Here is an 11851-nt window from a genome sequence, read left to right on the forward strand (position 1 = left end):
GGAAAGAACAAAGGAGGAAGAAAGCATTGGCGGAACTGATTAGATTGGAGAACATTCGGAAATCCTACGGGGAGAACGAAGTCCTGAAAAACATTACCATTTCCATTCAGGAAAAAGAATTTGTCACGCTGCTGGGACCGTCCGGCTGCGGAAAGACCACGACGCTGCGGATTCTAGGGGGATTCGAAAACCCGGACAGCGGTCGGATTCTTTTTGACGGCAAGGATATCACCAACGTGCCGTCCAACCGGCGAAACCTGAATACGGTATTCCAGAACTACGCCCTCTTCCCGCACATGACCGTGGGAGACAACGTGGCCTTCGGTCTTCGGGTAAAAGGAATGAACGAATCGGACGTCAAGGAGAAGGTGCATTACGGCCTGAAGCTGGTGAACCTGGAGGGCTACGAGAACCGGAAGATCTCCCAGATGTCCGGCGGACAGCAGCAGCGGGTGGCCATGGCCCGGGCCATCGTAAATGAACCAAAGGTGCTTCTTCTGGACGAGCCGCTGGGAGCGCTGGACTTGAAGCTGAGACAGGAGATGCAGTACGAGCTAGTGCGGCTGAAGCACGAACTGGGTATCACCTTTATCTACGTAACCCACGACCAGGAAGAGGCGCTGACCATGTCGGATAAGGTCATTGTCATGAACAGCGGACGGATTCAGCAGGAAGGAACGCCGGAGGAAATCTACAACGAGCCGGAGAACGCATTCGTGGCGGATTTCATCGGAGACAGCAACATCCTTTCCGGAAAGATGGTTCGGAATCATCTGGTTCGAATCAACGGCGTGGATTTCCCGTGCATCGACGGCAGCGAAAACGGATTTGCCCCGGGACTGGATGTGGACGTGCTGATTCGGCCGGAGGATCTGGAAATCCATCCGGCGGGAAAGGGAATTCTGGACGCCAAGATTACCAGCAAGCTGTTCATCGGCATGCACTACGAGATGCTGGCGCAGGCGGATACGGAAGGAGATTTTGAGTGGCTCCTGCAGAACTACGATTCCTACGAAGTGGGAAGCACGGTAGGACTGTACGTTCGTCCGGAGAACATTCAGATTATGCATAAACCAAAGACACAGGAAGAGGAGGCGATTGAAATTGACATTTAGCAAGAAATGGTCGGCACCGTTCATCGTCTTTGTGATTGCCGGAACGGTCATTCCCATCCTCTCCATTGCCTACTACGGATTCACGGCCAGAGGCGGAGGAATTACTTTAGATAACATCACCGCCATGTTCAGCGCCAACCACATGGAGGCGCTGGGGCTGTCTCTGCTGCTGGCGCTGGTGAGCACGCTGGTGTGCCTGATCGTGGCATTCCCGATGGCGATTGTGCTTCGGGACAGCAAGTTCGGAAAACAGGGCTTTACGATTTTCGTGCTGATCCTGCCGATGTGGATGAACTTCCTGCTCCGGACCATGGCATGGCAGGTGCTGCTGGAACGAGCAGGGGTCATCAACGGAATCCTGCAAGCCCTTGGTCTGCCGAGACAGGAAATGATGAATACGCCGGGCGCGGTAGTGCTGGGCATGGTCTACGACTTCCTGCCTTTTATGATTCTGCCGATTTACAATGCGGTGATGAAAATCGACAGCCATCTGATTGAAGCCGCTTACGACCTGGGAGCTGGTAAAGCCTATATGTATCGCAAAGTGATTTTACCCCTGTGCGTGCCGGGCATCGTCAGCGGAATCACCATGGTATTTATTCCGGCCCTCACCACATTCGTTATTTCCAACATGTTGGGCGGCGGAAAGGTGAACCTGATCGGAAACATCATCGAGCAGGAGTTCACGGTGAACTCCAACTGGTACCTGGGTTCGGGACTGTCCCTGGTGATGATGGTGTTCATTATTATCAGCATGGTGCTGCTGGAGAAATTCGATAAAACCGGGGAGGGAACGTTCATATGAAGAAATTCTTTGGAAATCTGTACATTGTAATTATCATGCTGTTCCTGTATCTCCCGATACTGACGCTGATTGTGCTGTCGTTCAACGAGGCGAAGTCCATGTCGGTATTTACCCGGTTCAGCCTGAAGTGGTATGGGGAAATGTTCCACAGCAAGCTTATTCTGGGCGCGCTGGTGAACACCTTCTCCATCGCGCTGCTGGCGGCGCTGATTGCCACGATTATCGGAACCATGGCGGTCATCGGAATCGACGGGATGAAACAGAGCACCCAGATGGTGCTGATGGGGTGCAACAACATTCCGATGCTGAATGCGGACATCGTGACGGGAATCGCGCTGATGCTGTCCTTCCTGATGTTCGGAATCTCTCTGGGATATTGCACGATTCTTTTTTCCCACATCACGTTCTGCATTCCATACGTGATTCTATCGGTGCGGCCGAGGATGAACAAGGCGACGGACACCCTGTTCGAAGCGGCGCTGGACCTGGGCGCTTCCCGGGGATACGCCTTCCGCAAAGTGGTGCTGCCGGAGCTTCTGCCGGGAATCGCATCGGGATTCCTGCTTTCTTTTACCATGTCCATCGATGATTTCATCATCACCCACTTTACCAGAGGGGCGGGCATCAACACCATCTCCACGCTGATCTACAGCGAGGTGAAAATCGGAATTCGTCCATCCCTGTACGCCTTATCCACCGTAATCTTCTTGATTGCGCTGGTGGTGCTGCTGGTGGTCAACTGGAACAATATTAAGAATGAAAGGACGGCTGCGTAGATGAAGAAAATCAAATGGGTGCTGGCGGCGGTGGCCGTGCTGGGAATGATGCTCTGCACCGGCTGCCGAAGCGGCGAGAACGGCGAGATCTACGTCTACAGCTACGGGGACTATTTCGACCAGGAGGCGATTGCGGACTTCGAGGATGAGACGGGAATCCGGGTCATCCAGGATACCTACGATACCGCAGAGGAAATGTATCCGGTCATCGAGAAGGGAACCGCGGATTACGACGTCATCATCACTTCCGACTACATGATTGAGAAGATGATTCACCACAAAATGCTCCTGGAGGTGGACAAGAAGAATCTCCCGGCCCTGAAGAACATCGATTCCCGCTACATGAAGAAGTCGGAATCCTTCGACCCGGGCAATAGATACTCCGTGCCGTACATGGTGGGCGTTTCTGGAATCATTTATAATAAGAAGATGGTGGGGGATGTAAAAATAGACTCTTGGGGGGACCTGTGGAATCCGAAGTTCAAGGACAGCATCGTGATGCCGGACAGCGTCCGGGACGACTTCATGATCGCCCTGCGTTTGCTGGGATATGACCAGAACACCTCCAACGAGAAGGAAATCAAGGCGGCAGCGGAACTGCTGAAGAAGCAGAAGCCGCTGGTGTACAAATACGCCAACGATTCCGCCCGGGATCTGCTGGCCGACGGCTCCGCAGCCATCGGCGTGGTGTGGAACGGCGAGTACATCTACACCAAGGACCTGAACCCGGATGTGGAATTCGTCATTCCGAAGGAAGGCACGGAATTCTTCGTGGATTCCTGGGCCATCCCGAAAACCTCCAAGAACAAGGCCAATGCGGAAAAGTTCATCAATTATATGTGCAAGGCCAAGGTGACAAAAAAGAATTTCGATTACCTCTACTACACCACTCCGAACGAGGCGGCGATGAAGCTAATCGAAAAGAAGTACCGGAACGAGGATGCCATCTTCCCGACGGATGAGACCCTGGACATGTGCGATACGCTGAAAACGCTGGATACGAAAACCACGGATTTGTACAGCAAGTACTGGAAAGAAGTGAAGGCGAAATAGAAAGCGACATAAACAGCATTTCGTGGGAATAACGAAAGCAAAACACCTGCTGTCTCAGAGATGAGGCAGCAGGTGTTTTATTATCTCTTTACTCATCTGCATTGGTTCTGTTCTCCTCGAACTGGGAAATGTCTGTGTTCAGAATAATATCGATGCTGTTGGCAATCAGACGATAATCTTGGAGCAATTGCTTCAACCATTACAGCGTTGGGTAGAGACTGCCTTCGGGAACAACTCACAGCATAAAGATAGCGTAAATAAAGAAAGAAGTCAATATTTAGTAAATATAAATATTTATTGACAAGGCAGGCAGAATAAGGTATTCTGACGGTAAGAGATACACTATGAGTTTTTTGAAAAATTTGTAGCGGAGATTATATAATTCTGTTGGACAACAGACCTATGGGAGAAGCACATTCATAAGAAAAGGAGAGTGAATCATGGACGAAAACCGGCTAAGAAATATAAAGACGTATGTGGTGGCCAACGAAATCGGATTCATCGTATTGTGGATTCTTTCCTGGTATCTCTTCCGTTCGGATTACGGAGAGTACTTGATTTTCCACGGAGCAAAACCGTATACGTTGGATACCACGGGGGTATATTTTTACAGAATTATAGAACTCGTATGGGACGTGTCGGATGTGCCGCTCTTCGGAATTGCACTAATATATTTCACGCTTTGGAAGAAGAAAGATGTTCAAGGCACGTATCGCTTCGTCAGTTATATGTCCTTTGGCGTCAGCTTGTTTATGGTGGCGGTCATGGTGTTCAGCATACTTTTCTTCGATCCGACGTTCTACAATGCAGATTTGCAAGTAATTAAAAACAGCGCGGGGCAGGCGCTCACCTTTCCGAGGTTGCTGATTGCGCCGCTGGTGCTGGCCGGGGTGTTGATGCTGTTATCCGGGAATAATGTGAGGAAGATTATGCCGGAACGAAAGGCGGAGAAAAAACTGCGGGAACAGGGAAAATTATAAAGTGGCCTCTAATCCGGGCTGCTTTAAAGGAAACCGGAAGAAATTGACGACGGAACCTCCAGGAGAAGCGTTCCGTCGTCAATTTCCCCGCGGCCGCTTGGTAGATTAGAGTTCAATGCCGGGGGTGAGGGCGAGATAAGGCCTTGAAAGCAGGAAATTCGGGTTGGAAGAAGTGATTTTTTTCCATTGATTGGAATTTGAATTAGAATAAAAGTGTGAAGAAAGTATTAGATTGACGACAGACTTTCCAAGGGCAAGGGTCTGTCGTCAAATTTTTTAAAACCGAATGTATATTAGAGCATAAGGCATGAGGAGATGATTAGAATTGACGACGAAAGGTGGGGAGAAGGAGAGTTCGTCGTCAATTCTCTTCCTTTGGAAATAACAATGGAGAGAAGTGATGCATGGAACAAGAAAACGGGTGCTTATGCATCAACCCTGGAAATGGAGTTGATGCATGAGGCGGAAAAATGAGGGGGCATGCATCACTTCTCATCTGAACGCGGCCCGGCTCTCGCTCGGGCCGCCGGTACAAATCGGGAAATTGATGTAAGAACGCTGAAAAATGATGTTCCTGCATCAATTGGTTCACCGCCGCCGAGCAATTAAAGGGCTGACGCTCGGCGGCAATGGTGAGAGGTGATGCATGGGACAAAAAAACGGGTGCTCATGCATTAACCCTGGAAATGGAGTTGATGCATGAGGCGGAAAAATGAGGGGGCCATGCATCACTTTTCATCTGAACCCAGCCCGGCGGAGCCCCAAACCCGGCCCGGCGGAGCCCCAAACCTCGGGCGGACAGAGCAGAAAACCCGGCCCACCCCGGCCCGGCCAACCAAAAAAGCCGGCGGGTGCCGGCTTACTTCAGTGCTTCAATCAGTTCCCCCAGCACCGGCTCGAACTTCACACCGTACCAGTGGTCCGGGTCGTCCAGGGTGTTTTTGATGCAGGCCAGGGTATAATCCGCAGCGATTCGGGCGGCCTCCGGGACGGTTTTGCCGTGCATGTACGCCCCCACAAAGGAAGAGGCGTACACGTCGCCGGTGCCGTGGCAGCCCCGGTCCAGCAGTTCGTGGCGGTAGTAGGTCTGTTTTCCCTGCTCCGAAACCAGGACGCCCGTGCTGTGGGCGTCGTAGCTCACGCCGGTGAGCACCACGGTGCCGGCGCCCAGCCGGTGAATCCCCTCCACCAAGCCGCAGATGTACTCCTCATCGTATTCCTCCCGATACTCTGTGTCGGTTAGAAGCGAAGCCTCGGTAATGTTGGGCAGCACGATGTCTCCTTCTCCCACTAATTCTTTCATCTCCTGAACGAAATCCATATCGAAGACCGGATACAGTTCTCCCCGGTCGGCCATGGCGGGATCCACGATTTTTTTGCCGCCGGGCACCAGAAGATTTCGACAGATGTCTTTGACCATTTCAATCTGGCGGGCGCTTCCCAGGTAGCCGGTGTACACCGCCTGAAAACGGATGCCCTCCTGCTGCCAGTGGTGCTCGATGGCGGGAATGTCCTCCGTCAGATCCCGGAATGTGAAATCCCGGAAGCCCACGGAGTGGGTGGACAGCACCGCCGAGGGGAGAATGGCCGTCTCCAGTCCGCAGGCGGAGAGGATGGGCAGCGCCACGGTAAGGGAGCACTGGCCAACGCAGGAAATGTCCTGTATTGTAAGAATTCTTTTGTAATCCATGGTTATTCCTCCTGATTGTCTAAACATCAGTATTGTACACTAATCACAGAAAAAACACAAAAAACTTCAATTTATTCGTTGACTATTTGGGAGGGTGAGAGTACACTATAGACAGTGATTAGCACTCCAGTATATTGAGTGCTAACAACGAAAAAGAAAGAAGGAGGCAGAACAATGGATTTAACAGAACGAAAACTGCGAATCCTTCAGGCAATTATTACGGATTACGTGCAGAACGCCGAACCGGTAGGCTCCCGTTCCATCGCGAAGAAATATGATTTTGGCGTGAGCCCGGCCACCATTCGGAATGAGATGGCGGACCTGGAAGAGATGGGCTATCTGACCCATCCCCACACATCGGCGGGGCGAGTTCCTTCCGATAAGGCATATCGGCTCTACGTGAACAACATGATGCAGAAGACGGATTTGAGCCTTCAAGATAAGCAGACCATCAACGAACGGCTTCAAGTGAACCGAAACGAGTTCGATCGAACCATTCGCCACGCGGCAGAGCTTCTGTCCGATATCACGAAGCTGGCATCCTTTGCCATGACTCCGTCCACTCGGCAGGACACCCTGAAGTTCATCCGACTGCTTCCCATCGACGATGACAAAATCGTCCTGATGATTGTGGCAGACAGCGGAAAGGTGACCAACACCACCTTGCGCCTGAACGTGCCGTACACCAACGATGCCCTGGAGATTCTCAGCAAAACCATGACCTACCATTATAAAGGTCATACCATCGACGATGTGCTGAAGAATTCCATCATCGAAGATGTGGGCACCGACCTGGGTGCGTTGAGTTCCCTGGCGGGAGATGTGATGCCCAACTTCATGCGAACTTTGGAGGATATGCTGAACGTCAACCTGTACATGGAAGGCCTCACCAACATATTCAACATTCCGGAATACAGCGACATGGATCGGGCCAAATCCTTCCTGGAGCTGGTGAGCCGGAAGGAGGAATTCACCCGGGACATTCTGAACCGGGACAACGGCGTAATCGTCACCATCGGCAACGAGAATCCGGAACAGGCCATGAAGAACAGCTCCGTGATTACCGCCACCTACCACGTGGATGGCAAGCTGGTGGGCAAAATCGGCGTTATCGGGCCGACCCGTATGAACTACAGCGAGGTCACCTCGATTATGGAATATTTGACAAATAACCTCAGCCAATCGTTTATGCTGAGCAATGGAAAGGATGAGAAAGAGGATGAGTGAAGAGCAGAAAAAAGAAGCCCAGACTCCGGAAGATGAAGTAAAAAAAGAAGCCGGTTCGGCGGAGGCGACCGAGACTCCGGAAGAGGATAACGCACCGGAGGCGGAAAAGACCGAGGAAAAGTCGGAAGAGAAAACCGAAGAAAAAGCCGATGACGGAAATGAGAAATACGTCCGCCTGATGGCCGAGTTCCAGAACTACAAGAAACGGGTAGCGAAGGAAAAGAACGACATTCGGGAATATGCCACCGAGAAGCTGGTGATGGAACTGCTTCCGGTTCTGGATAATTTTGAAAGAGCCCTGGCGGCCAGCGCAGAGGATGACCCTGCCGGATACGCCAAGGGAATGGAACTTATTTTTACCCAAATGGTAACGGAGCTTCAGAAATCCGGTCTGGCGGAAGTGGAAGCGGAAGGTCAGGATTTTGACCCGACGAAACACAATGCGGTAATGACCGAAGAGAACGAAGAGCTGGAAAGCGGCAAAGTAAGTAAGGTCCTGCAGAAGGGCTACGCTTTGAACGATAAAGTAATCAGACCGTCTATGGTCGCAGTAACAAAGTAATTTCAAGGAAGGAAAGGTAATAGAAATGAGCAAAGTAATTGGAATTGATTTGGGAACAACAAACAGCTGTGTCGCTGTACTGGAAGGTGGAGAACCGACCGTAATCGCTAACGCAGAGGGCGCAAGAACCACCCCATCTGTAGTGGCATTCACAAAGAACGGTGAGAGACTGGTAGGTGAGACCGCAAAGAGACAGGCCATCACCAACCCGGACAGAACCATCGCATCCATTAAGAGACACATGGGTGAGAACTATCACGTAGAAATCGACGGAAAGCAGTACACACCGCAGGATATTTCCGCGATGATTCTGGCAAAGCTGAAGGCGGATGCGGAAAGCTATCTGGGCGAGAAGGTTACCGAAGCGGTAATCACCGTACCGGCATACTTCTCCGATGCACAGAAGCAGGCAACCAAGGATGCCGGTAAAATTGCCGGATTGGATGTAAAGAGAATTATCAACGAGCCGACCGCAGCTTCCCTGGCATACGGTCTGGACAAGGCAGAGGGATCCCACAAGATTCTGGTATACGACCTGGGCGGCGGTACATTCGATGTATCCGTACTGGAGCTGGGCGACGGCGTTTTCGAAGTACTGGCAACCAACGGTGATACTCACCTGGGCGGCGATGACTTCGATAACAAGATCATGGACTTCCTGGCAGACTCCTTCCAGAAGGAGCACGGCGTGGATCTGAGACAGGACAACATGGCACTGCAGAGACTGAAGGAAGCCGCAGAGAAAGCAAAGAAGGAACTGTCCAGCGCACAGACCACAAAGATTAACCTGCCGTTCATCACCGTAACCGCTGATGGTCCGCTGCATTTGGATATGGACCTGACCAGAGCGAGATTCGATCAACTCACTTCCGATCTGGTAGAAAGATCCATCGAGCCGATGAACAAGGCAATGAGAGATGCCGGCGTTACTTCCGCAGATCTGGACAAGGTTATCCTGGTCGGTGGTTCGACTCGTATCCCGGCAGTACAGGCTGCGGTACAGAGAGTAACCGGCAAGGAACCGTTCAAGGGCATCAACCCGGATGAGTGCGTTGCAGTCGGTGCATCCATTCAGGCCGGCGTGCTGACCGGTGAGGTCAATGACGTACTGCTGCTGGATGTCACTCCGCTGAGCCTGTCCATCGAGACACTGGGCGGAATCGCTACCAAGCTGATTGAGAGAAACACCACGATTCCGACAAAGAAGAGTCAGATTTTCTCCACCGCAGCAGACAACCAGACCACAGTAGACATTCACGTACTGCAGGGTGAAAGAGAGATGGCTTCCGACAACATCACACTGGGAAGATTCCAGCTGTCCGGCATTGCACCGGCTCCTCGTGGAATTCCGCAGATTGAGGTTACTTTCGATATCGATGCCAACGGTATCGTTAACGTAAGCGCAAAGGATCTGGGCACCGGTAAGGAACAGAAGATTACCATCACTTCCTCCACCAAGCTGTCCGAGGATGAGATTAACGAGAAGATCAAGGAAGCGGAGAGATTCGCCGAAGAAGATAAGAAGCACAAGGAAGAAATCGAGACCAAGAACCAGGCAGAGGGCATGATTTTCGAAGTCGAAAAGCAGATGAACGAGCTGGGCGACAAGGTAAACGATTCTGAGAAGACCGCAGTGGAAAATGCGAAGAAGGATCTGCAGGAAGCGCTGAACAACAACGCATCCACCGAAGACCTGAAGAGCAAAATGGAAGCGCTGACCAACGCATTCTATCCAATCTCCACCAGAATCTATCAGGAAGCACAGGCTGCACAGGGTGCCGCAGGTCAGGCAGGACCGGACATGGGCGCACAGCAGGCAGCGGGAGATCAGAACTCCGGTGCGGCGCACAACGGAAACACAGTAGACGCAGACTACGAAGTAGTTGACGACGATAAATAATCTGTGTATTATAGAAAAGCTGCCGGCGTACTGCCGGCAGCTGTCATTTCATGATAATGACAAATGAAATAGATATATTTTGGAAAGGAACGAAAGATGGCTGAAAAAAGAGATTATTACGAAGTGCTTGGACTTCAAAAGGGCGCATCGGATGATGAAATCAAGAAGGCATTCCGTAAGATGGCCATGAAGTATCATCCGGACCGGAATCCCGACAACAAAGAGGCAGAAGAGAGGTTCAAAGAAGTGAATGAAGCCTATGCCGTTCTGTCGGATCCGGATAAAAAGAGCAAATACGATCGGTTCGGCCATGCCGGAGTGGATCCAAATGCCGGCTTCGGCGGCGGCGCCGGTGGATTCGACGGTTTTGGCGGCTTCGATTTCAGTGATATATTCGATATGTTCGGCGGTGGCGGCGGTTTTGGCGGCTTCGGCGGCGGCCGGCGGTCCGCGCGGCGTAACGGTCCGATGAAGGGCCGGGATCTGCAGCAGGAGATTACCATTGATTTTACCGAGGCAGTCTTCGGCTGTGAGAAGGAAGTGGAACTGACCAAGATGGTACAGTGCAAGACCTGTAACGGGGAAGGCACCGCACCGGGAACCTCCAAGCGCACCTGCGATGCCTGTGGCGGAACCGGTCAGGTGACCCAGGTATCCAATACGCCGTTCGGTCGAATTCAGAACGTGACCACCTGCTCCAAGTGTGGCGGAACCGGTCAGGTTATCGATACGCCGTGTCCGGATTGCCACGGTGCCGGCGCAGTTCGGAAGAAGGTCAAGATTAAGATTAATATTCCGGCGGGCGTGGACAACGACAGCGTAATCCCGATTCGGGGTCAGGGCGAGCCGGGAACCAACGGCGGACCGAACGGAGACCTGTACATCGTATTGAATGTACGTCCTCACAGTACCTATAAGAGAAGAGGCGACGACCTGTATCTGGACCTGCCGATTTCCTTCGATCAGGCAGCGCTGGGCGCAAAGGTGAGCGTGCCGGGCTTCAACGAGACCTACAGCTACACCATTCCGGCGGGAACCCAGACCGGATCCAATTTCCGCCTGAAGGGCAAGGGCGTGAAGAACCCTCGCACCGGACGGTACGGAGACCTGTTCGTGAAGGTCATCGTGGAGGTGCCGACAAAACTCAGCTCCAAGGAGAAGAAGGCCATTCAGAAGATGGCGGGCGAATTGTCCGAGAAAGCCTATCCGAAGAAGAGCAAATTCTCCAAGCTGAAATTCTAAATCGCAAATATCGCACAATACATACTGGCAATAGAAAATCCATCGCTGTGCAAGCGGTGGATTTTCTATTGCCTTTTTTCAGATTTCTCATGTAGTTCTTCCCTTTTTCTTTGGACATGTTGGCGTCGACTTCCCGGCAAAGCCTTTGCCTTCCATCTGGTCACGCCAACAAGAACAGGATTCCCCAGGGCTTCCGGCGCCGATGTTGGCGTCGACCTTCCGGCAAAGCCTTTGCCTTCCATCTGGTCACGCCAACAAGAACAGGATTCCCCAGGGCTTCCGGCGTCCATGTTGGCGTCGACTTCCCGGCAAAGCCTTTGCCTTCCGTTTGGTCACGCCAACAAGAACGGGATTCCCCAGGGTTTCCGGCGACGATGTTGGCGTCGACCTCCCGGCAAAGCCTTTGCCTTCCGTCTGGTCACGCCAACAACAACGGGATTCCCCAGGGCTTCCGGCTTCCATGTTGGCGTCGACCTCCCGGCAAAGCCTTTGCCTTCCGTC

11 protein-coding genes are annotated in these 11851 nt (G+C 52.1%); 10 read left to right on the forward strand and 1 reads right to left on the reverse strand.

The genetic code is table 11. The annotated features are described in order from the left end of the window. Positions 1-26 precede the first annotated feature (26 nt). The 6 genes from PUE40_RS04710 (at position 27) to PUE40_RS04735 (ending at position 5203) form a co-directional block, all read left to right on the forward strand. Positions 27-1115: an ABC transporter ATP-binding protein gene (locus PUE40_RS04710; protein ID WP_277672042.1), complete on the forward strand. Its 1089-nt coding sequence runs from the start codon at positions 27-29 to the stop codon at positions 1113-1115. Then, complete coding sequence (locus PUE40_RS04715) at positions 1099-1920, forward strand: ABC transporter permease (protein ID WP_330679740.1); 822 nt, start codon at positions 1099-1101, stop codon at positions 1918-1920. Before PUE40_RS04710 ends, PUE40_RS04715 begins: the two co-directional genes overlap by 17 nt. After that, entirely contained in the window at positions 1917-2696 is a 780-nt protein-coding gene (locus PUE40_RS04720; RefSeq protein ID WP_154554902.1) for an ABC transporter permease, read from the forward strand. Before PUE40_RS04715 ends, PUE40_RS04720 begins: the two co-directional genes overlap by 4 nt. Beyond that, entirely contained in the window at positions 2697-3749 is a 1053-nt protein-coding gene (locus PUE40_RS04725) for an ABC transporter substrate-binding protein (RefSeq protein ID WP_277672043.1), read from the forward strand. Positions 3750-4189: 440 nt separating this feature from the next. Then, the gene (locus PUE40_RS04730) at positions 4190-4729 is read left to right on the forward strand and encodes a hypothetical protein (protein WP_277672044.1); all 540 of its coding nucleotides are present in this window, start codon (positions 4190-4192) and stop codon (positions 4727-4729) included. Between the two features lie 315 nt (positions 4730-5044). Next, positions 5045-5203: a hypothetical protein gene (locus PUE40_RS04735; protein ID WP_277672045.1), complete on the forward strand. Its 159-nt coding sequence runs from the start codon at positions 5045-5047 to the stop codon at positions 5201-5203. A gap of 385 nt (positions 5204-5588) precedes the next feature. Here PUE40_RS04735 and PUE40_RS04740 read toward each other — a convergent pair whose 3' ends face one another. Then, entirely contained in the window at positions 5589-6419 is an 831-nt protein-coding gene (locus PUE40_RS04740; protein ID WP_277672046.1) for a pyridoxamine kinase, read from the reverse strand. Between the two features lie 174 nt (positions 6420-6593). On the opposite strand from PUE40_RS04740, the gene hrcA reads away from it, so the two are divergent. From hrcA to dnaJ, 4 genes are all read left to right on the forward strand, one after another. Then, positions 6594-7646, forward strand: coding sequence for a heat-inducible transcriptional repressor HrcA (hrcA, locus tag PUE40_RS04745; RefSeq protein ID WP_154554897.1), 1053 nt, complete (start codon positions 6594-6596; stop codon positions 7644-7646). Then, positions 7639-8208, forward strand: a complete 570-nt coding sequence (gene grpE / locus PUE40_RS04750; RefSeq protein ID WP_206157383.1) for a nucleotide exchange factor GrpE — start codon at positions 7639-7641, stop codon at positions 8206-8208. The genes hrcA and grpE overlap by 8 nt, the downstream gene beginning before the upstream one ends. Before the next feature lie 25 nt (positions 8209-8233). Then, positions 8234-10108: a molecular chaperone DnaK gene (gene dnaK / locus PUE40_RS04755; protein ID WP_277672047.1), complete on the forward strand. Its 1875-nt coding sequence runs from the start codon at positions 8234-8236 to the stop codon at positions 10106-10108. Positions 10109-10204: 96 nt separating this feature from the next. Then, the gene (dnaJ, locus tag PUE40_RS04760; protein WP_154554894.1) at positions 10205-11350 is read left to right on the forward strand and encodes a molecular chaperone DnaJ; all 1146 of its coding nucleotides are present in this window, start codon (positions 10205-10207) and stop codon (positions 11348-11350) included. Positions 11351-11851: the final 501 nt, after the last annotated feature.

The sequence above is a fragment of the Mogibacterium kristiansenii genome (assembly GCF_029224645.1).
Taxonomy (GTDB): Bacteria; Bacillota; Clostridia; order Peptostreptococcales; family Anaerovoracaceae; genus Mogibacterium_A; species Mogibacterium_A kristiansenii.